Genomic DNA, 20,006 nt, shown 5'->3' with positions numbered 1-20,006 from the left:
AATTGTTTTATGAAAATTGATAAAATCCCAGATTCAATCGACCCAACTTTAAATTTAGAACAAATTCGTAATGAATGCTTAGACCTCGTCAAAAAACGTGCTTATTTTTCAGCAGGTGCAGCCGTTGTTCCTGTACCATTTTTTGATGTGGTGATTGATGTGGGAATTTTATCGCAATTGATTCCTGAAATTAATGCCCGTTTTGGTTTAGCACCTGATCAAATCAGCGTTTATGACCCTGCGACCAAAAAAATCCATTGGAATGAATTGCGTAAACGTGGTTTTGAGTTTTCGGGCTTGGTGGTAGCACGCACTGCGGTGAAATCTTCTTTGAATAATGTTGCTGCCAAAGTCATCACCAAACAAGTGACTAAATTTATTCCTTTGGGCGGTTCGATCATTGCGGCAAGCTTGGGCTATATCGTGATGAAAAAAGTCGCTGAAGCGCATGTGGATGAATGTTATAAATTGGCAAAAGGCATTCAACAGAAACAGAATGCGAGTGTGGTGAAGTATTCTTGATCTGAATATTTCTAGTCGTTTAGAGCATCGGACTCATAATCCGATGTTCTTTTTTATGCATTCCCGATTTTAACTAAACCAGTCTTATCAACAATAAAGTTTTTGCAATAAGTCTAATTACAATCAACATTTAATTCATAATGAAAGTCCCCTCTCCTTTTCAAGGAGAGGGTTAGGGAGAGGATGTATATGAAAAACACAGCATCCCTAAGCCATGCATGACGCCTAAGAAAAAAAAATTCTTCAACATCAATCCACATTTAACTGTTTCAATATCGCCTTAAGCACCTGAATACGTGCCGAATACTTATCATTAGTTGAAATAATATGCCACGGCGCATACTCAGTATTGGTACGCTCAAACATATCCGCCGCCGCATTTAAATAATCATCCCAATGCCCACGATTACGCCAATCATCTGGGGTAATTTTAAAACGCTTATGCGGTGTTTCTTCACGTGCTTTAAAACGAGCCTCTTGCTCATCTTTGCTAATCGCCAGCCAAAACTTAATCAGCACCGTTTGATTATCACTTAAATCCTTTTCAAAACGATTGATTTCATCATAAGCACGTTGCCATTCCGCAGGTTTAGCAAAGCCCTCAATCCGTTCCACCAAAACCCGCCCATACCAAGTACGGTCAAAAATGCTGATCTTTTCTTCAGGTTGAATCTTCGTCCAAAAACGCCACTGATATGGACGACGTAACTCATACTGCTCAGGTGCGGCAATGGTATGAATTTCATATTCACGAGGATCAAGATTTTTAACAATCCGCTTGATCGCACCACCTTTCCCCGCAGCATCCATACCTTCAAACGTCACCACAATATTGCGTGGGTCATTACGCAAGGCATCAGAGACTTTCTTGGATAATTTCTTTAACTCAGCCTTATAATCATCATTTTTCATCTCATCAGTAGATGGATTCAACAGACTTTCAGGAACAGGGGCTTGCTTCCACTTAGTTCTCACCGTGGTTTTATGTTTCGGTAATTGTTTTAAGGCATGCAAAATATATTGTGCAAATTGTTGATCACGGACTTCTTCATCTTCACAATCAATCACATACCAATCATCAGTAAAATGCTGACGAAGCTTTTGTATGGTGTCGTATTGCTTTTTATTGCGCCAATCTAAGCCCATCAACTTGTGCCAACGTTGCTCAGAGGCATCAATATTATCCAAACGCTTTTGCAAATTTTTCCACGGCAGATCAAACCAGACTTTAATCACATCCACATGGTTATTTTTTAAATCCTGTTCAAATGTGCGCATGCTTTCGATATAAGCATCAAATAACGTTTCATCCAAAGGCTTAGACACATGCATTGCCGTTGATAATAAATCACTATACCAGTTGCCAAAAAAGACTTGGATTTGCCCTTCAGCAGGGATATGTCTTGCATAAGGCTGCCAAAATGTTTGTCTAAAGGTAAATAGGTGTGCAGGATCAGCTTTAACACGTAAATAACGTGGGTCAACCCATTCACGTAGTTGTTTTACTGCTTCACCTTTACCCGCAAGCTCAATACCACTGACCAAGATCACGATGCTTTTGGCATTGCTTTGACCTTTAGAATTTTTAAGTGCGTATTGTGCTTCAATCAAATCAACCGAAAGTTCTTCTTCATCCCGCAATGAAAATTGTAGTTGTTCTTCAATCATTTGCTACTCTTTTGATTTAACTGTACTTCATTCGAGTATAACCTTTCTCTAAAATCACACCATATCTTTTCTGTATAAAAATACAGCGAAGCAAACTAATCTCGCTGAATAAGACATCCACTGACCATATTTCCCAATTGTTTTTGTACTTTTGTCATGGCGATATGATTAAACTGCCTTTATGCTTTTATAAAACGAAATTTAGAGTTTTTGTATGTCAAAACTTGCTGCACTCGATCAGCTTTTAGAACAATACCAACAATTGAGTTATCACACTGACCCAATTCTTGAAAAGCGCCTACATGAAGCCCAAGGTTGGTTAAAAGTTCGCATTCAAAAAACGCACCATGATTTGTTTAATCAAAAAGAAAACCAGTTGATGGCGAAATACTTTATCAACCGTTTATATGGTGGTCCTGAGTTTGATGATCTCGCTTTGCAAATTGAACGCCTTTTAAAGTATGCGTACAAAGCAGAAAAAATCATTCCTGAAAATGCCATCAAAACAGGTTTAAAGTCAGTCGGGCTTGCTGTATTGGCAATGCAACTCGATGAACAAGTCGCAGCACAACTTTTACAAGACTACCCTGCTGACCAAGCCATTGATGACGAAATGATGCGCCAAACCTTGCTTAAACTTGATCAACACGATGCCCGTTTAGAGCAATTGGGGCTATTGGATGATTTGGGCGGCGCATTGGATAAATATATGCGCTCATTTATCATGCATACTGCTTTTAAAATGTGTAAAGGCACAGCAGCGAAATATAAATTTGAACTGATGTATGACTTTATTGGTGAAGGTTTTGTGGCAATGAAACCGATGAAATCCGCAGCCAAGTTTATTCACGAATTTACCGTAAAAGAAACTGAGATTGTTGAAAAAGTCCATTCAGGGCATCCACATCCATTTGAAATTTAATTTTAATTGTGCACTCAACAAACCGATCTTTTAGATCGGTTTTTGTATATTATTCATAACAATTGTTGGATGATGACTGCAAATTTTTTCAGAATCTGTCATTATGCAGGGCAATATAAAATTTCCCATTTTTGTGTTCAGGAGTGACTCAAATGTCGAATGAAGACCAAAAGCCTACAGCACCTGCTGAAACGGCAACCAATACAGACAAAGTCAGTCCATTTCTAACAGAACCATTGCCACAAGGCGCACCACAAGGTCAGCAACAATCTTTACAACAACAGCTGACCGATACACCAGTTTCAGGCACTGTGCCTAAATACAATCTACCTCGTGGCGCAAACACAGGCAATGTCGGTGCAACCACACATTTCGGCTACCAAACGGTTAGCAGTGAAGACAAAGCGCAAAAAGTAGCAGAAGTGTTCCACTCAGTTGCAGCAAAATACGACATCATGAATGACTTGATGTCTTTCGGTATTCACCGTTTATGGAAACGCTTTGCGATCAATATGTCAGGTGTACGCCGCGGTCAACACGTACTTGATATCGCAGGCGGTACAGGTGACTTAGCCAAAGTCTTCAGCCGTGAAGTTGGTCCTACAGGTCATGTTGTATTATCAGACATTAACGAATCTATGTTGAATGTAGGTCGTGATCGTTTACTCGATGCAGGCTGTACCAATGTGGATTTTGTTTTAGCCAATGCTGAAACTTTAGAACCATTCGCAGACAACAGTTTTGACCTTTTAACCATCAGTTTTGGTTTACGTAACGTGACCGATAAAGATGCTGCACTTGCTGCGATGTATCGTGTACTTAAGCCAGGCGGTCGTTTATTGATTTTAGAATTCTCTAAACCAGTGTTCGAGCCATTCTCAAAATTGTATGATTTGTATTCATTCACTGCTTTACCGATCATGGGTAAACTTGTAGCGAATGACTCAGAAAGTTATAAATATTTAGCTGAATCAATCCGTATGCACCCTGACCAACGTACCTTAAAAGGCATGATGGAAAATGCAGGCTTCCAAAACACCGATTACCACAATCTAACAGGTGGAATCGTGGCTGTGCATCGTGGTTTTAAACTTTAAAGGTCAATCGCCATGTGGTCAATTTTGGCACTCGGTGCTGTTGAACGGCTGATCAATCAATTTATCAATTTGGATGCGATCACTCGTATCCAATTCGATGAATTACAAGGTAAATTATTACGTGTGGTGATCGATTCACCACAATTGTCTGTTGATGTGTTTTTTGATACGCATAAAGTTCGGCTTGAACCGACAGTGACAGGCAAAAGCGATACGCCATCTGTGTTTGAACAACGTCCTTTTGATCAAACAGTTGCGATTTCAGAAGCAACTGCGACTTTGCATGTCAAAAGTGTAGTTGAACTCGCCAAACTGTTTGTTGCGGATGATATTGGTAATATTCCACTTCAAGGTGATTATCACCTGCTACAGGATATTCAACGTATTCTGCAACAGGCTGAACCTGATTTAGCCTCGCATTTAAGCCCGTGGATTGGTCCTGCATTGGCACATGAAATTGGTAAAATTCAGCTTGCGCCAAAACTGATCAAACGCTCTTTACAAAGTCATTTATTTTTTGCCGAAGACTTTTTAAAAGAAGACACTGGCTTAGTTGCTCCACGTTGGCAAATGGATGATTTGCAACACGATACGCGTTCTCTCAACCAAAATATTGATCGGCTTGAAGCGAAAATTCAACAGCTTCAAAACCATTTCAACTCTGAACAACCTAGGTAAGACCATTTATGATTCCGCACATTTCCCGATTGCTCGACCTGTGGCGCATCGCTGCTCACTATAGACTCGATACATTGGTACCTGCGGAAGAATTACCTGAAAAAGCCCGCCATGCCTTGTCGATTATTCGTATGCACCCTGCTGCATGGTCAAGTAAAGAGAAGAAAAATCCACTAAAGCTCAAAGAAGCTTTAGAAAAAATGGGACCTTTGGCAATCAAGTTAGGGCAATTACTTTCAACTCGCCGTGATTTGATTCCACCTGAAATTCTACAGCAATTGGTTTTACTACAAGATCGTGTCAAACCTTTTGATTCAAATGTTGCAAGAACACGTATTGAAGAATCACTCAAAGCCAATATCTCAACACTTTTCGCTCGTTTTGATGAACAGCCTTTAGCTGCGGCTTCGATTGCACAAGTACACACAGCGGCTTTGCATGATGGTCGTGAAGTCGTAGTCAAAGTCACTCGACCTGATATTCGCAGTCAAATCTTAGAAGATTTTGAAATTTTAAGATGGCTTGGGGCGAATTTGGAAAAACGCCTTGAAGCAGCACGTGCTGTGCATATTTCAGAAATTATCGAGAACTATCGTCAAGTCATTTTGAATGAATTGGATTTGACTTTAGAAGCAGATAATACCCGCCGTATGCGCCATTACTTCACAGGCTCAAGCATGATGTATGTGCCTGAAGTGTATATGGATAGCAAAGATGTAATGGTCGCTGAACGCATCACAGGTGTGCCAATTTCTGACATTGAAACCTTTGAAAAACTCGGCATGGATCGTAAAGATTTAGCTGAAAAAGGGTTAACGATTTTCTTTACCCAAGTATTCCGTGACAACTTCTTCCATGCGGATATGCATCCTGGAAATGTCTTTGTTGAAACCTTGAATCCAAGCAAACCTCGTTATATTGCCCTTGATTGTGCAATTATGGGCGAATTGTCTAAGTCAGATCAGATGACTGTCGCTCGTATGTTATTGTCTGTGATGAACAGCGACTTTATGCAATTGATTCAGATCGTGCATCAAGCAGGTTGGATTCCACCTGGCACTGATCAAGATGCTTTGGCACGTGAAATGCGTCGTACGGTTGGACCGATGGTGTCTAAACCAATGCATGAGTTGGATTTTGCAGGCATCCTGATTCAAGTTATGGATATTGCTCGTCGTTTCCATTTGGAAATTCCACCACAACTGATGTTATTACTCAAAACATTGGTGCATGTGGAAGGCTTAGGAACAGACTTATATCCTGATTTGGACATTTGGAGTTTAGCAAAACCGATTCTGACCGAATGGGTTAAAGCCCAAATGAATCCGCAGAAGAACTTAAAGGAATTAGGACAAAAAATTCCTGACCTACTGTTAGGTGCGCAGGATTTCCCTACATTGCTGATTGATAGTTTGAATGGTTTAAAAAACCAATCTGCATGGCATTCAAAACAGTTACATGAATTGCAGATGATGCGTTTGGAAGTAGAACATCAACAAAAACGCAGTTGGATGTTTGGCAGTATCATGGCGATTTTATTGTCGATAGCGATTATTGCACCGTGGTATATCTCAATTGTGCTGATAGTATTGGCGAGTGTTTTAGCGGTTTGGAGGATTGCGAAGTAAACTTTTCAAGCCTATTCAACGAATATAATGCCGATCAGTTAAGCAAAATTATTTGAAAACCCCCTAAAATCTCCCCTAACCCTGAGCCATATATGGCACAAGGAAAAAGGGGGGAAATTCTTGTAACTAAAGTAATTTTTAGTAATCTTGCGTAGCTGAGCTACTCATCCCTCCTTTGAAAAAAGTGAGGAACATGTTCCGCAAGGGGAGGATTCAAATATTGCCGAAACTAACTTTCGCAAGAAGTCTAATATCCAGATTAAATAAATAGAACAAATGACTCCCAAGTCACCCACTGAAACCTCTCGCCATTGTCCAACAATCCCTCACCACTAAAATACCCTCATCCGTTTGAGTGAGTGAACCCATGACCCAAATTCTACAAAAGCGCCCTGCTGCATTAACCATCCAAGCAGGCTCACTTGCCAAACAACTGATTCAAAAAGAAGGACTACAAGCACACTATGTCGACATGATTCCTGGTGCGGCAGGTGGTCCGAAAGGCATAGGTTTAATGGGTTTGGATCAAGCCATTTTCGGTGATTTCCTACAAAGAGCGAAACAACGTCGTTACCTCATCGGCTCATCAGTGGGTGCATGGCGTTTTGCAAGTCTGATTGCACAAGGTGAAAAAAAGGGCGCAGAACAACTGGCAGAGTTATATATCAATCTGCCCTTTCATAAAGGCATGAAAATCGCTGAGATTGAGAAAATTTCACGGGATATGTTACATGGAATACTCGGTGATCAATCTGAAAAATTAGTCACTCATCCTGATTACCACCTTGCGATTATCGCTGCCAAAGCAGTGCATATTTTCCAAAGTGATCAAAAGCTTGCGCTCTATGGTTCATTACTGGGCATCATTGGTAGCAATGCAATTTCACGCAATCACCTCAATAAATTTATGCAACGGGTGATCAGTCAGCCTGAACATTTTCCACAATTTAAAATTCAGGATGATGCTTTTACAACCCATTATGTCAACTTTAATACCGACAATGTCGCAGATTGGCTGATGGCTTCAGGCTCGATTCCAGGTGTAACTCCTGCAGTAAAAAATATCGCTGATGCACCACAAGGCGCATATCGTGATGGTGGTTTGATCGACTATCACATCGACTTGCCATTCAACAGCAAAGGGATTGTTTTATATCCACATTTCACCGACAGTATCACCCCTGGTTGGTTCGATAAAATGTTTAAATCCCGCAAAGCCAATCCTGAAAATCAAGCACGGACTTTACTGCTTTCACCGTCTGCGGAATATCTAAAGTCATTGCCTTTGGGTCGCCTCCCTGACCGTAAAGACTTTGTGATGAAAGGCTTATCAGACAGTGAACGTAAAAAATTATGGCGACAATCTGTGGCTGAAAGTCAACGTATGGGCGATGAGTTTTTAGAACTGGTGGAAAAGCAGAATTTTACAGAACATGTAAAGTTGCTATAGAACTTAATATCTATCAAGGTGCTTTTTAAAGCACCTTGCACAAGTTCAGCCTCTTATAACGCAAACCAACGATTAATAACATCTTCTGGATCAAAGCTATAGATATCTATTTCCGCCACAACACCTTCTAAACTTTGCATCATAATGGCGGGAATTTCACGTTTCATATCTGAGGTGTGGCGACAATGCTTTGACCAGTTTTCACCTCCATATTCACCGAAAAAACCAAATGCTAGTTTTTGATTCTTCCAAAATCCAGCTAAAAACTTTTGTTCTAAACGCTCAATCCAATCAAAATTATCAATATACCAACTAACATCTGCAAGCACTTCTTCACGATTCAGATATTTTTTACTATATGCTGGTGTACTTTTCCAATACAGTAATAAGACAGTAGCTTGGTCAATATGTGAATAATCAAGTAAGCGGTTAGCAAACTCTTCCCCGCTATCCCAATTTAAACTATCCACTGTACAAAATAATTCCTCTTCTGAAACAGTGTTAAAATAATTATCCCAAAACTGTTGTTTAATTTCAGCTCTCGACATCTCTTTCATTCATTAATTATCTTGTATTATTTAAGCTTAAAATATCAAGTGTTGCATCTGTATGCAAAACTTTATTTACATTAAAAAATGAAAATAATGAACCAATTTTTATCTTGCCTATTCCCCATTTTTTGTTAAATTTAAGCTAATTACAAATACACACTTCAATAATGATTCAAACTAAAATTCAAAAATTTGCCATCATCGGTGCAGGAACAGCAGGGCTTGCCACCGCAATCCTATTGGCACGACAAAATATTCAGGTCACTCTATTTGAAAAAGCTGAAAAACTCGAACCTGTGGGTGCAGGCTTATTACTACAACCCTCAGGGCTTGCAGTATTTGAACATTTAGGCGTATTGGATGATGCTGTAAAATTGGGTGCAATCGTGACAGGTCTAGAAGGTCAACTACCAAGTGGCTTTAAACTGGTCGATAGTCATTATGCACAAGCACATCCCGATTTTTATGGTCTAGGGATTCATCGAGCAACTCTCTGTCATATTCTTGAACATAAATGTCGTGAATATCCTAAACTCATCACATGGCAAATGAATACAGATATTCAACGCCTTGAAGAAACTACAGATGAAATTCGAGTCTATGGTACTGTCAATGGTGAAAAATTCGATCAAGTTTTTGATTGTGTGATTATTGCCAATGGCGCACGAAGCGAACTGAGACCCAAGTCATGGGTTAAAGTCGATCAAGCTTATCCATGGGGTGCAAAATGGACCATTGTTCCTGAATGCCTAGACTTCGATACCCAAATTCTGCATCAGTTTTATGATCGTTCTAAAATTATGATGGGAATCCTGCCAACAGGTGCTGTACCGACTGCACCTAAGCAACGGCTTTCGAGTGTGTTTTGGAGTTTACCCACAGATCAATTGGGCAATTTTTTACAGACCAATCAAGCACGTTCAGAATGGTTAAAACAAGTTTCAAAACGTTGGTCACCTATCGCAGATTGGTTAGAACAAGTGATTGCCAATCCTGAAGATAAACAACAATGGCTTTCAGCAAATTATCGTGATGTGGTGATGTCAAAGTTTGGCAAGGGTCGACTTGGTGTAATTGGTGATGCGGCGCATGCCATGAGCCCACAACTTGGGCAAGGTGCAAATATGGCTCTCTTGGATGCGTGGGCTTTAGGACAAGCTGTTGAAAATGCTACACAGCATGGATCACTTGATTATCCACAACTTTGGAAAACTTATCACCAACATCGTCAAAGTTCGACAGCTTTTTATCAATTTTTAAGTCGACTTCTTACACCACTCTATCAATCTGAACATTGGTGGGCAGGTGGATTCCGTGATTTAACCTTTTCATGGATGTATCGTATTCCCTACTTCCGTAAAGAAATGGCAATTACCGTGTCAGGTTTAAAATCAGGCATGTTTAGTCAAATGAAGTATGAGGAGATTTCGACGGGCAAGAAAAAATAACAGTAACTATAAACACTAAACCTCTCGGAATGATATCCCGCTTTTCCCATTAGTGAATAATCACTTTTTATTTGAGTGCTCTTTTTATGACACTCGACTTCGATTACATAGATGGTCAGATCAACTACATCTCAATTAGCACTTGAACAACATAAAATTATGATTTTAGAAATATTGAAGAACTTAAAGTTTATTAGAACGAAACTCTCCATGTTCTAATAAACTCAAATACGATGATCGTAATATTGAATTCTTAACTCACATCTTTAACTCATAAACATTTGATAAGCCAAACGGCAGATTAAGACACTCACAAGAATTAGAAATAGAATACGAATAAAGCCACTGCCATATTTCAAAGCCATTTTTACCCCGACCAATGAACCACAAACATTAGCAACTGCCATCATTAAACCCAGTTGAAATAACACATGTCCGGTAGGGATGAAGAAACTTAAAGCAGCAAAGTTGGTCATAAAATTACCGATTTTTGACAATGCAGATGCATGTAAAAAATCAACTTTTAAATAACGTATGAAATAAAAAATGAAGAAACTTCCTGTGCCTGGTCCAAAAATACCATCATAGAAACCAATGGCTAAACCACCGACTCCTGCAATCAGTAGCATTTTATTGGTGATTTCTTGTTGAATATGGATTTGACCAAATTGCTTTTTTAACAAAGTATAAATCGCAATCACAATCAGCATGAATAGCACGAATGGTCGCAGAATATTTTGAGGAATCAGTGATACACATGCTGCACCACCAAATGAACTGATAAATGCAGTAACACCAATAACAGCAAGTAATTTCCACTGGATTTTGACTTGTTTTAAATAAGAGAAAGCAGCAGATGCCGTACCACAAATAGAAGCCAGTTTATTGGTTCCAAAAATTGTCGCAGTTGGATAGTGTGGTAAAGCACCCATTAACGCAGGAATTTGAATCAGACCTCCACCTCCGACAGCCGCATCAATTGCACCTGCACAAAAGGCAAAAAAGATCAGACTGAGGATCAGATCAAATTCCATACCACTTACTCTAAAGTTTTCACAATGTGAGAAATAATAACAACATTGCCAGCAAAACTGATGGTTTATTTAGAGGTTTAACACTCTTTTCGGAATTAAACGCTTTTTATCACTAATTTCTGCCAGCCCTAGACATTTATCACCCTCAAAAACCAAAACCTCAGCCTCGGCAGCATGGTCAATATTACTTTCCATACCGCGGCAAAAGTATTCTGCACGACCTTCAGGTGCTTGGATTTTAGTGAAATGATCAATCGGCGCATACACGGGTAATAACAAAGCTTCACGCTGTTGCTCAGTCAAACTTTCTAAATACTCAATCGTATATTCAGGAAGAAGATCAAAATGTCCTGTTTTAATTCGATGTAAATAGGTCAAATGTCCATAAGTACCCAAGGCTTTGGCAATATCCTCACCCAAAACTCGGATATACGTCCCTTTTGAACAAGTCACATCTAGCGTTATTGAATCTGCTGTAAAAGATAAAAGTTGAATTTGCTCAATGGTGATTGGACGAGCTTCGCGTTCGATCTCAATGCCTTTACGTGCCAACTCATATAAAGGACGACCTTCTTTTTTAAGTGCTGAATACATCGGAGGAATTTGCTGAATATCCCCTGTGAATTGCGCCAAAACCTGCTCGATCATGTCTGGATTTAATTCAGGAACTGCTTTTTCTAAAAGGGTTTCACCTTCGACATCACCTGTCGTGGTGCTATTGCCCAATTGAATTGTGGTTTGATAACGCTTAGTTGAATCGAGTAAATAATGTGAAAATTTCGTCGCCTCACCCAGACAAATGGGTAATAAACCAGAAGCCAAAGGATCTAAAGCCCCTGTATGTCCTGCTTTTTGCGCACGGTATAACCAACGTACTTTCTGTAAGGCTGCATTTGAACTAATACCCAAAGGCTTATTCAATAAAAAAACACCACTGATATGGCGACGTGATATTTTTTGAGCTTTAGCGGACATAATCAGACTGTATAAAGATATGATTGATGTAGTTTAACAAAAACCACTTGTCTATTTTTACAAATTTTAAATGAGAAACTGATGCTTTTATGTCAAATTGCTTTGTCTATAAAAATATTAAAAAAATAGGATATTAGATGGAACTGTCTAGAAAAAAAATGCTAGGGTTAGCAGCTATTGTTTTGTTAATCCTTATTTTAGCGATTATTTTTTGGTTAAAACCAAGTACACAAGACACTAAAAATTCAGACAATACACTACAACTACAGCAGCAAGCTGGACAATTAGCTCCATCTCAAATTTCTGCTTCAGAAGCCATCAGTTTTGCCAGTAAAAGCCAACAAGATACCCAAATCAATTGTCAAATCCGAACAGATGCAAGCAACCGTTTGATTGTGAATGAACAAACTAAAGACTGTTTTGAATATTTCATTACTCAGTATGGTGAAAAAACGGTTGAACAAATTAAAACGGATTTTCTCAGCTATATCAAAGTCAGTTATCAAGATCCTGTTCGTTCACAACTCGGGGATTTATGGACACGTTACATCAACTACCGCAATAAACTTGGTGACTTACAAGCACCCACAGCGGATAAGGAAAGTGTGCAGTATTATCAACAAATTGTGAATAACACCCAAAGTTTAAGAAAGCAATTCTTTTCAGACTACGAAATTCAAGGCTTATTTGGCACTCAAGACACCTATGACCAATATACTGTGGATCGTATGGCAATCTTGGATAATAAAAATTTATCTGCCGATGAAAAAGCCAAGAAACTCAAAGACCTCTTCGACAAACTTCCTGAAGATTGGAAAGAAAACCTACAGCAACTCAACCAACTAGAAGATCTGAGAAAGCTCACAGCTGAGATTAAAGCTCGTGGAGGTTCCGCTGAGGAATTACGTCAAATGCGCACTAATCTTGTCGGTGCTGAAGCAACACAACGCTTAGAAAGCTTAGATGTACAACGTAATGATTGGAGAAATAAAGTCACCCAATATCTTACTGATCGCGACAGCATTATCAAAAGCAATATGAGTGATTCAGCAAAACAAAGTGCTGTGGAACAACTCAAACAAAAGCAATTTAGCAATCAACAAGAGCAATTACGCTTACAAACTTTTGAAACTATTCATGACCAAGGAGGGAAATTACCATTTGCGAATTAATGATCAAATTTTCAATACACAGGGAATATAGAGATACCGACAACACGTTATTGGTAATGAGTTTATGTCGCTGCTGTAAATGCAGGAGTCAAACTCAAGTTTCAGCATCGCAATTTTTTGCAAAAAGTAACTGTTAACGCAGATTGCTTAAATACTAAATATCTCAACATGATGGCTCTTTCAAACCATCAAAAACAAAAAGAGTAATACACCATGAAATTAACAATGAATGCACTTGGAATCGGACTCATCATAGGACTCAGCACAATGTCGGCTTCTGCCTCTGGGCTCCAAAAAGTCAGTGCAAACTATGTCAGTTCAGATTATGCAAAAACCAAATACCCCATCGTATTTAATCATGGCATGTTTGGTTTCACACGTTTAGGAACACAGTCTTTTGGTATGGATTATTTTTACCAAATCCTACCTGATCTTGCCCGAAATGGTGCAAATGTTTATGCAACCCAAGTTTCACCATTGGAATCTACTGAGGTTCGTGGGGAGCAACTTTTACAACAAGTCGATGAAGTCATCGCATTAACTGGTTCATCTAAAGTCAATTTAATTGGTCATAGCCATGGTGGCCCAACCATTCGTTATATTGAAATCGTCGCACCGCAAAAAGTAGCTTCATTAACAGCCGTTGCGGGTACCATTAAAGGCTCGAAAGTCGCGGATGATTTACTGGCAAATCAAGCAGCAAGCAGTGTGATGACAGTTTTAGGGCAGTATCTCATTGCACCGATCATTACCATTCTTGAAGGCAATCCATCATTAAGCAATAGCCTAGATCGCTCATTGAAAAGCATTAGTGAAAAAGGTTCAACAGAATTTAATAACAAATACCCTAGTGCTGCGATCCCAACAGACTGTGGACAAGGACAAAAAGTAACAACGAATGGTGTTTACCATTATTCATGGACTGGGACGGCACAAATAACCAACCTCTTTGATATTGCGGATACTGCTATCTCTCAATTAGCACCGCTTTCTTATAAAAATAAAGATAACGATGGTCTGGTCAGTCGCTGTAATACTCATTTTGGGCAAGTTATTCGAGACAATTACACTCAAAGCCACCTCGATGAAGTCAATCTCATCTTAGGCTTAAAAGGGTTGTTTGCACCTGATCCAGTTGTGCTCTTCCGCCAACATGCCAATCGATTAAAACTACAAGGGCTTTAATCCAGCCCTTGTCAGACTTACTATACAAACTTATATGGTAAGTCTTCTTCAAAGAATATTAACATTGCGACAAGACCTACATTTAAATACAGCACCACTGGATTCAACTGTATTCAAACCCTCAATAGAATAATTTTTAACCACTTATCGTTTTATTGTTAATCTATTCTTCAAAATTGCTACTATATTTTTTACGCATTCCAGCGAATCGCTTAGGAGAAGCAAATACCAGTGACATCATAAAGAGAATAGAAATCGTTGTAATATGTGTAAAAGTAAAAAAATAAAGACTTCACAAGGAAATAACAATGAAATTAAAAATCATGCTAACAGGATTACTGGCATGTATCAGTATCAACCAAGCCAATGCTGCTCCAGGCCTACAAAAAGCAACAGCCCCATATACCATCGATAATTACGCAAAAACTAAATATCCCATTGTTTTTGTTCATGGTATGTTTGGCTTTAATCGTTTAGGTAGTGCAGAGTTTGGGCTCGATTATTGGTATCAAATCTTACCTGACCTCGCCAAGCGCGGCGCAACAGCCTATGCCTCACAAATGTCACCACTCAATTCAAATGAGGTTCGCGGTGAACAATTGTTACAGCAAGTCGAAGAGGTTGTTGCTATGACTGGGCAAGCTAAGGTCAATCTAATCGGGCACAGCCAAGGTGGACCAACTTCTCGTTATGTACTAACAACTAGACCTGATCTCGTGGCTTCAGTCACCTCAATTGCTGGGGTACATGGTGGTTCACCTGTCGCTGATTTTTTTAAAAATCTTCCGATTTTAAATGGCATTATTCCTATAGTGATGAACTCACTTGCGACTCCTGTAATTAATTATGCCCAACAAACCAATCTGCCAACTGATTTTGATGCCTCTCTGAACAGCATGACTAAATCTGGTTATCAAGCGTATAATGCTAAATTTCCATTGGGTCTACCCACTCAAGCTTGTGGTGATGGAGCCTCTCAAATCAATGGCATTGCGCTGTACTCTTGGACAGGAATTTCAAATACCACCAATCTATTTGACCCAGATACCATTTTAACTGCCTTAGGACCAGTTTTATTCAATGGACAAGCCAATGATGGTTTGGTGAGTAAATGTAGTAGTAAATTTGGTAAAACCATTCGTGATAACTATGCTTGGAATCATTTTGATGAGGTTAACCAAATTTTAGGAATGAAAGGCTTTTTTGCACCAGATCCTGTCGCTGTGTTTAGACAGCATGCCAACCGTCTAAAACTGCAAGGTTTATAATTTCAAAAACGAGTGATGCTGATTTCAGCATCCTCTATTTTTTAGATTGATTATTTATCATACAATTTCCTATACATTGTTTATTTTATCTTTATAATTAAATTTGACAAAATGAATTGTCAATACAATATTAAAAACGAGGATAAAATGAAAAAAATACTACTTCTCTCCACGGCTCTCAGCATGGGGCTATGCTTCAACCTATCTACTCATGCCAGTCTGACACAACAAGTTAAAGCCAGCTATATCAGTTCAAGTTATACCAAAACCAAATACCCTATCGTATTGGCACATGGTATGAGTGGCTTTACCCGCATTGGTACAGACGCTTTTGGTTTAGACTATTGGTATCAGATCGCGCCTGACCTGGCACGTAATGGAGGCAATGTCTGGACGACACGGGTTTCTCCTTTTAACTCTACAGAAGTCCGTGGCGAACAACTGTTACAACAAGTTGAAGAAGTTCTTGCATTGACTGGACAAGCCAAAGTTAATTTGATTGGTCACAGTCATGGTGGACCAACCATTCGTTATATTGCAGGTATCATCCCGCAAAAAGTGGCATCGATGACTGCTGTTGCTTCTCCAAACAAAGGCTCACCGGTTGCTGACCTAATTCTCAAGGCCGAAGGCACCCCAATTGAAGGTCCTTTAGTCGGTGCAGTCAATTTACTGTCTGCCGCAGTGGTATGGGCTCAAGGTCTTGATCAGCAATCTTTACCCAGCGATTCACTTGCTTCAGGCAAAAGTCTGACCACCAAAGGATCACTTGCATATAATGTCAAATTTCCTTTAGGTGTTCCAACTACAGCCTGTGGCGAAGGTGCTTATCAAGCTCAGGGAATCTATATGTATTCCTTTATGGGGGATCGTAAATTAACCAATTTCTTTGATCCAGATTCTGCCATGCTTATTACAGGTGCGCTGATTAATGGGGATAATGATGGGCTTGTACCACGATGCAGTGGCAAATTCGGTAAAACCATTCGTGACAATTATGCTTGGAACCATTTGGATGAAATTAATCAAATCTTTGGCTTACGAGGATTATTCTCTCAAGATCCAGTTCAGGTCTACCGTGAACATGCCAATCGTTTAAAACAGCAAGGTTTATAAAACTTTATGTTCTGACATAAAAAATGCGCCAAAAGGCGCATTTTTTAGCTGTAAAGCAAAGTTAAAATTAACCTTGTTTACGTGCTGGCAATTTTTCACGAATACGTGCAGCTTTACCAGACAATTCGCGTAGGTAATAAAGCTTAGCACGACGAACGTCACCACGACGTTTCACTTCGATTTTAGCAACGATTGGAGAATGAGTTTGGAAAACACGCTCAACACCAACACCGCTAGAAATTTTACGTACTGTGAACGCAGAGTTCAAACCACGGTTTTTCTTAGCAATTACAACACCTTCAAAAGCCTGAAGACGTTCACGATCACCTTCTTTTACTTTTACAGATACGATAACTGTATCACCTGGTGCAAAAGCAGGGATGTCTTGTTTAAGCTGAGCATTTTCTACAGCTTGTACTAAAGGATGCTTACCGCTCATGGGGTATCTCCAATATGTGCGAGTCAGAAGAGGTCTGATCATCGCTGGGTATAGAGGCTAAAGCGCATAAACCCGATTAGCTTTCCCTTTATACTTGACCACTTCAATGTATAAAGAGCCTATTAAAAAATACACAAATTAATTTTGAGTATTTGAATCCCGAAGCCATTTTTTTTGCTGCTTGGTCAACTCCACTTTTTCAACCAATTCAGGTCGACGCTCCAGTGTTCGTTGATAGCGTTGCAAAAACCGCCATTTTTCAATATTTGCATGATGCCCAGATTTTAATACCTCAGGCACATCCAAACCTTCAAAATGATCTGGCTTGGTATATTGTGGGCAATCTAAAAGACCATCCACAAATGAGTCTTGCACATGTGATTGTTCATCAGACATTGCATTCGGCAAACGTCGAATAATACTGTCCAATAAAACCATCGCAGGGAGTTCACCGCCAGATAGCACGTAATCACCAATTGACCATTCCTGATCAACATATTTCTGGATCAAACGTTCATCCACACCTTCATAACGACCACACAATACAATCAATCCATCGTAATCGACGAACTGCTGTACCGCAGATTCATTTAAGGTTTTTCCTTGTGGTGACATATACACCACAGGAACATGAACTGCACCCGCTTGCACTGCAAGTTCTTTGGCACGGTTGATTGCTTTGCTTAAAGGCTCAGCCATCATCACCATACCTGGACCACCACCAAATGGACGTTCATCCACTCTTTTGTAGTTGCCCTCAGCAAACTCTCGTGGGTTGATACAATGGACTTGAATCAAATCACGTTTTACTGCACGTCCGCTAATCCCGTAGGCTGTAATCGCTTCAAACATTTCAGGAAAAAGCGTAATGACTGCAAAAAACATCGCAGACTCCTCTATTTTCCTGCTGCGTTAATTCTTTAAATATACATTTAAGAATTAATAATCTACGCCCCAATTAACGTAAATACGACCAGCTTCAAGATCAACACGTTGTACCACATCTTTATGCCACGGAATCATTCGCTCTTCGCCATCGATGCTTTCTGCTGTTGCGCGAACAACCATCACATCGTTAGCACCTGTTTCAAACAACTCATGGATTTGACCGAGATTGACTTCTTGTTCTTCTTCATCCAGACCTAACACTGTTAGACCTTTCAAATCAGACCAATAATACTCGTCCACGCCTGCTTGAGGCAGTTGCGATTTTGAAATCCAGACATTTGCACCAACTAAGCTATCTGCTGCAGTGCGATCACTCACACCTTTTAGCGAAACAACCAAACCTTTGCCATGTGGTTTCCAACGTTTTACATCTATAACTTGCCAACCTGATTTGGTTTCAATGTACCAAGGCAGGTAGTCAAATATATTACTCATAGGTTCTGTATTGGAATAGACCCAGAGCCACCCATTTAATCCATATGCTGAACGTAGCTGTCCAATCTGAATACGATCTTCGGGTACATTCTGTGTTGGTGTCATGGGTTACCTACTGACAAGTAAAATAATTCTGCGAAGAATTAATTATGCAGCAGCTACAGCTTTTTTAGCTTGAGCAGCTAAAGAAGCAACACGTTCAGAAGGTTGAGCACCTTGTGAAACCCAGTGAGCAAAACGGTCAGCATCTAAACGAAGTTTTTCTGCTTTACCTTGAGCTGTAGGGTTGAAGAAACCAATACGCTCGATGAAACGACCGTCACGTGCATTGCGACTATCAGTCACGATGATTTGATAAAACGGACGTTTTTTAGCACCACCGCGTGCAAGACGAATAACTACCATGATACAACCTTATAGTTTTTACGGATTATCCCTGTACCGACCATCGATACATTTCAAACCCCTTTCATAGAGGGCAGTATTTTACTTTATCTTTCCATCGAAAGATAGATCAAAATTTAGTTATTCACAGTTTTGAATTTATTTAACGACCATCCCACGTAGATGTGACTGATAGAGCACATGCAGTTACAGCTTTAACCCAATATTTCTGACCTAAATTATTCAAGCAAATAACTCCATTTCCTGCCTGACTAGTTCCGGCCTTTGGTCTCGCAGTAAGCGTCCATGTTTGAGCTGTTGTTTGCAAAGTTAAATCATAAACTGGCGAAGTACTAGGATATGTACTACTCCCACCTATTCCCGCGAGTGTCGCACTTGTATAATTATTATTAACTGCTTTATAACTTTGCATTCGTTGAGCTACACGCATCATTTCATTTTGCACATCAGCTCTATTTGTTCTAATCTTATACTGAGTATACGATGGGTAAGCAATAGCCGCCAATATTGCAATAATAGCAACAACAATCATTAATTCAATTAAAGTAAAACCGACTTGATTACCATTTTTCATCACTTCCATTACATCCTGTATAATTATTAATATTCACAATATCATTTGCGATCAAATAGCGATTTTTACAACGTATACCTGTACTAGTTAACAATAATGCATCAGCCCCTGTATTTACGGGAATTGCTGTAATCGCCCACTTTTGACCTAAACCACTACTTGTAGACAATAATGTCTGTGCTGTCGTTTGGCTAATGTCCACCAAGCTTATTGTGTATTTTTTAGCAGTTGCACTTGGAAAATCAATACTGGTCATATTGGAAGTTTGCCCATACAAATAATTCGGGTTAAAACCATGATATGAAAAATTACGGCTTTTATAACGCTCTAGTTGCTCCGCTAATTTTTGCATTTCCTGTTGAACCGCAGCAGTATCTGCTCTACGAATTTGTGCTTGGTAACTCGGTATCGCAATTGCTGCAATCATCGCAACAATAATCACAACAAACATTAACTCAACGAGAGTGAACCCTTTTGCTCTAAACATAGAA

The 20,006-nt window shown here is 39.5% G+C and carries 21 protein-coding genes; 11 read left to right on the top strand and 10 right to left on the bottom strand.

Translation table 11 applies throughout. The features are described from left to right. Nucleotides 1-9: 9 nt before the first annotated feature. Nucleotides 10-522: a hypothetical protein gene (locus BEN71_RS02445; RefSeq protein ID WP_068973791.1), complete on the top strand. Its 513-nt coding sequence runs from the start codon at nt 10-12 to the stop codon at nt 520-522. Between the two features lie 249 nt (nt 523-771). On the opposite strand, the gene pap is transcribed toward BEN71_RS02445, so the two are convergent. Further along, on the bottom strand, nt 772-2,190 hold the full coding sequence (gene pap, locus BEN71_RS02440; protein WP_068973792.1) for a polyphosphate:AMP phosphotransferase: 1,419 nt from the start codon (nt 2,188-2,190) through the stop codon (nt 772-774). Between the two features lie 214 nt (nt 2,191-2,404). Between pap and BEN71_RS02435 the strand changes: the two genes are divergently transcribed. From BEN71_RS02435 to BEN71_RS02415, 5 genes are all read left to right on the top strand, one after another. Further along, on the top strand, nt 2,405-3,112 hold the full coding sequence (locus BEN71_RS02435; RefSeq protein WP_068973793.1) for an FFLEELY motif protein: 708 nt from the start codon (nt 2,405-2,407) through the stop codon (nt 3,110-3,112). Between the two features lie 152 nt (nt 3,113-3,264). Beyond that, nucleotides 3,265-4,209, top strand: coding sequence for a bifunctional demethylmenaquinone methyltransferase/2-methoxy-6-polyprenyl-1,4-benzoquinol methylase UbiE (ubiE, locus tag BEN71_RS02430; protein WP_068973794.1), 945 nt, complete (start codon nt 3,265-3,267; stop codon nt 4,207-4,209). A 12-nt stretch (nt 4,210-4,221) separates the two neighbouring features. Beyond that, complete coding sequence (locus BEN71_RS02425) at nt 4,222-4,887, top strand: ubiquinone biosynthesis accessory factor UbiJ (protein ID WP_068973795.1); 666 nt, start codon at nt 4,222-4,224, stop codon at nt 4,885-4,887. Between the two features lie 8 nt (nt 4,888-4,895). Continuing rightward, nucleotides 4,896-6,515 (top strand): ABC1 kinase family protein, encoded by a 1,620-nt coding sequence (locus BEN71_RS02420; RefSeq protein WP_068973796.1) that lies wholly within the window; start codon nt 4,896-4,898, stop codon nt 6,513-6,515. A 367-nt stretch (nt 6,516-6,882) separates the two neighbouring features. Beyond that, complete coding sequence (locus BEN71_RS02415) at nt 6,883-7,965, top strand: patatin-like phospholipase family protein (protein ID WP_068973797.1); 1,083 nt, start codon at nt 6,883-6,885, stop codon at nt 7,963-7,965. Between the two features lie 53 nt (nt 7,966-8,018). Here BEN71_RS02415 and BEN71_RS02410 read toward each other — a convergent pair whose 3' ends face one another. Further along, the gene (locus BEN71_RS02410; protein WP_068973798.1) at nt 8,019-8,513 is read right to left on the bottom strand and encodes a DUF4274 domain-containing protein; all 495 of its coding nucleotides are present in this window, start codon (nt 8,511-8,513) and stop codon (nt 8,019-8,021) included. A 170-nt stretch (nt 8,514-8,683) separates the two neighbouring features. Between BEN71_RS02410 and BEN71_RS02405 the strand changes: the two genes are divergently transcribed. Beyond that, on the top strand, nt 8,684-9,964 hold the full coding sequence (locus tag BEN71_RS02405; RefSeq protein WP_068973799.1) for an FAD-dependent oxidoreductase: 1,281 nt from the start codon (nt 8,684-8,686) through the stop codon (nt 9,962-9,964). Between the two features lie 266 nt (nt 9,965-10,230). Here BEN71_RS02405 and BEN71_RS02400 read toward each other — a convergent pair whose 3' ends face one another. After that, complete coding sequence (locus BEN71_RS02400; RefSeq protein ID WP_068973800.1) at nt 10,231-10,998, bottom strand: sulfite exporter TauE/SafE family protein; 768 nt, start codon at nt 10,996-10,998, stop codon at nt 10,231-10,233. A gap of 69 nt (nt 10,999-11,067) precedes the next feature. Continuing rightward, on the bottom strand, nt 11,068-11,973 hold the full coding sequence (truB, locus tag BEN71_RS02395; protein WP_068973801.1) for a tRNA pseudouridine(55) synthase TruB: 906 nt from the start codon (nt 11,971-11,973) through the stop codon (nt 11,068-11,070). 137 nt (nt 11,974-12,110) lie between these two features. On the opposite strand from truB, the gene BEN71_RS02390 reads away from it, so the two are divergent. The 4 genes from BEN71_RS02390 (at nt 12,111) to BEN71_RS02375 (ending at nt 16,714) form a co-directional block, all read left to right on the top strand. Next, nucleotides 12,111-13,145, top strand: a complete 1,035-nt coding sequence (locus BEN71_RS02390) for a lipase secretion chaperone (RefSeq protein WP_068973802.1) — start codon at nt 12,111-12,113, stop codon at nt 13,143-13,145. 213 nt (nt 13,146-13,358) lie between these two features. Beyond that, nucleotides 13,359-14,330 (top strand): esterase/lipase family protein, encoded by a 972-nt coding sequence (locus tag BEN71_RS02385; protein ID WP_068973803.1) that lies wholly within the window; start codon nt 13,359-13,361, stop codon nt 14,328-14,330. A 308-nt stretch (nt 14,331-14,638) separates the two neighbouring features. Then, nucleotides 14,639-15,598 (top strand): lipase family alpha/beta hydrolase, encoded by a 960-nt coding sequence (locus BEN71_RS02380; protein ID WP_068973804.1) that lies wholly within the window; start codon nt 14,639-14,641, stop codon nt 15,596-15,598. A 147-nt stretch (nt 15,599-15,745) separates the two neighbouring features. After that, entirely contained in the window at nt 15,746-16,714 is a 969-nt protein-coding gene (locus BEN71_RS02375) for a lipase family alpha/beta hydrolase (RefSeq protein WP_068973805.1), read from the top strand. Nucleotides 16,715-16,781: 67 nt separating this feature from the next. On the opposite strand, the gene rplS is transcribed toward BEN71_RS02375, so the two are convergent. The 6 genes from rplS to BEN71_RS02345 all read right to left on the bottom strand — a co-directional run bounded on the left by rplS (nt 16,782) and on the right by BEN71_RS02345 (nt 20,002). Next, on the bottom strand, nt 16,782-17,153 hold the full coding sequence (gene rplS / locus BEN71_RS02370) for a 50S ribosomal protein L19 (protein WP_068973806.1): 372 nt from the start codon (nt 17,151-17,153) through the stop codon (nt 16,782-16,784). A gap of 138 nt (nt 17,154-17,291) precedes the next feature. Next, nucleotides 17,292-18,038, bottom strand: coding sequence for a tRNA (guanosine(37)-N1)-methyltransferase TrmD (gene trmD, locus BEN71_RS02365; protein WP_068973807.1), 747 nt, complete (start codon nt 18,036-18,038; stop codon nt 17,292-17,294). A 54-nt stretch (nt 18,039-18,092) separates the two neighbouring features. After that, nucleotides 18,093-18,641 (bottom strand): ribosome maturation factor RimM, encoded by a 549-nt coding sequence (gene rimM, locus BEN71_RS02360; RefSeq protein WP_068973808.1) that lies wholly within the window; start codon nt 18,639-18,641, stop codon nt 18,093-18,095. Nucleotides 18,642-18,683: 42 nt separating this feature from the next. After that, complete coding sequence (gene rpsP, locus BEN71_RS02355; protein WP_068973809.1) at nt 18,684-18,941, bottom strand: 30S ribosomal protein S16; 258 nt, start codon at nt 18,939-18,941, stop codon at nt 18,684-18,686. Between the two features lie 142 nt (nt 18,942-19,083). Next, nucleotides 19,084-19,515: a type IV pilin protein gene (locus BEN71_RS02350; protein WP_068973810.1), complete on the bottom strand. Its 432-nt coding sequence runs from the start codon at nt 19,513-19,515 to the stop codon at nt 19,084-19,086. Then, a complete protein-coding gene (locus BEN71_RS02345; protein WP_068973811.1) occupies nt 19,502-20,002 on the bottom strand; it encodes a type IV pilin protein in 501 nt (166 codons plus the stop codon). The genes BEN71_RS02350 and BEN71_RS02345 overlap by 14 nt, the downstream gene beginning before the upstream one ends. Nucleotides 20,003-20,006 lie beyond the last annotated feature (4 nt).

Source organism: Acinetobacter wuhouensis (genome assembly GCF_001696605.3).
Taxonomy (GTDB): Bacteria; Pseudomonadota; Gammaproteobacteria; order Pseudomonadales; family Moraxellaceae; genus Acinetobacter; species Acinetobacter wuhouensis.
Note: the sequence above shows the minus strand (reverse complement) of the source record. Positions and strands in the feature narration are given on the sequence as shown.

Excerpts from the sequence above, each read along its gene's own strand:
- BEN71_RS02445 (WP_068973791.1), top strand. The coding sequence starts at position 10 with ATGAAAATTGATAAAATCCCAGATTCAATCGACCCAACTTTAAATTTA.
- pap (WP_068973792.1), bottom strand. The coding sequence starts at position 2,190 with ATGATTGAAGAACAACTACAATTTTCATTGCGGGATGAAGAAGAACTT.
- BEN71_RS02435 (WP_068973793.1), top strand. The coding sequence starts at position 2,405 with ATGTCAAAACTTGCTGCACTCGATCAGCTTTTAGAACAATACCAACAA.
- ubiE (WP_068973794.1), top strand. The coding sequence starts at position 3,265 with ATGTCGAATGAAGACCAAAAGCCTACAGCACCTGCTGAAACGGCAACC.
- BEN71_RS02425 (WP_068973795.1), top strand. The coding sequence starts at position 4,222 with ATGTGGTCAATTTTGGCACTCGGTGCTGTTGAACGGCTGATCAATCAA.
- BEN71_RS02420 (WP_068973796.1), top strand. The coding sequence starts at position 4,896 with ATGATTCCGCACATTTCCCGATTGCTCGACCTGTGGCGCATCGCTGCT.
- BEN71_RS02415 (WP_068973797.1), top strand. The coding sequence starts at position 6,883 with ATGACCCAAATTCTACAAAAGCGCCCTGCTGCATTAACCATCCAAGCA.
- BEN71_RS02410 (WP_068973798.1), bottom strand. The coding sequence starts at position 8,513 with ATGTCGAGAGCTGAAATTAAACAACAGTTTTGGGATAATTATTTTAAC.
- BEN71_RS02405 (WP_068973799.1), top strand. The coding sequence starts at position 8,684 with ATGATTCAAACTAAAATTCAAAAATTTGCCATCATCGGTGCAGGAACA.
- BEN71_RS02400 (WP_068973800.1), bottom strand. The coding sequence starts at position 10,998 with ATGGAATTTGATCTGATCCTCAGTCTGATCTTTTTTGCCTTTTGTGCA.
- truB (WP_068973801.1), bottom strand. The coding sequence starts at position 11,973 with ATGTCCGCTAAAGCTCAAAAAATATCACGTCGCCATATCAGTGGTGTT.
- BEN71_RS02390 (WP_068973802.1), top strand. The coding sequence starts at position 12,111 with ATGGAACTGTCTAGAAAAAAAATGCTAGGGTTAGCAGCTATTGTTTTG.
- BEN71_RS02385 (WP_068973803.1), top strand. The coding sequence starts at position 13,359 with ATGAAATTAACAATGAATGCACTTGGAATCGGACTCATCATAGGACTC.
- BEN71_RS02380 (WP_068973804.1), top strand. The coding sequence starts at position 14,639 with ATGAAATTAAAAATCATGCTAACAGGATTACTGGCATGTATCAGTATC.
- BEN71_RS02375 (WP_068973805.1), top strand. The coding sequence starts at position 15,746 with ATGAAAAAAATACTACTTCTCTCCACGGCTCTCAGCATGGGGCTATGC.
- rplS (WP_068973806.1), bottom strand. The coding sequence starts at position 17,153 with ATGAGCGGTAAGCATCCTTTAGTACAAGCTGTAGAAAATGCTCAGCTT.
- trmD (WP_068973807.1), bottom strand. The coding sequence starts at position 18,038 with ATGTTTTTTGCAGTCATTACGCTTTTTCCTGAAATGTTTGAAGCGATT.
- rimM (WP_068973808.1), bottom strand. The coding sequence starts at position 18,641 with ATGACACCAACACAGAATGTACCCGAAGATCGTATTCAGATTGGACAG.
- rpsP (WP_068973809.1), bottom strand. The coding sequence starts at position 18,941 with ATGGTAGTTATTCGTCTTGCACGCGGTGGTGCTAAAAAACGTCCGTTT.
- BEN71_RS02350 (WP_068973810.1), bottom strand. The coding sequence starts at position 19,515 with ATGAAAAATGGTAATCAAGTCGGTTTTACTTTAATTGAATTAATGATT.
- BEN71_RS02345 (WP_068973811.1), bottom strand. The coding sequence starts at position 20,002 with ATGTTTAGAGCAAAAGGGTTCACTCTCGTTGAGTTAATGTTTGTTGTG.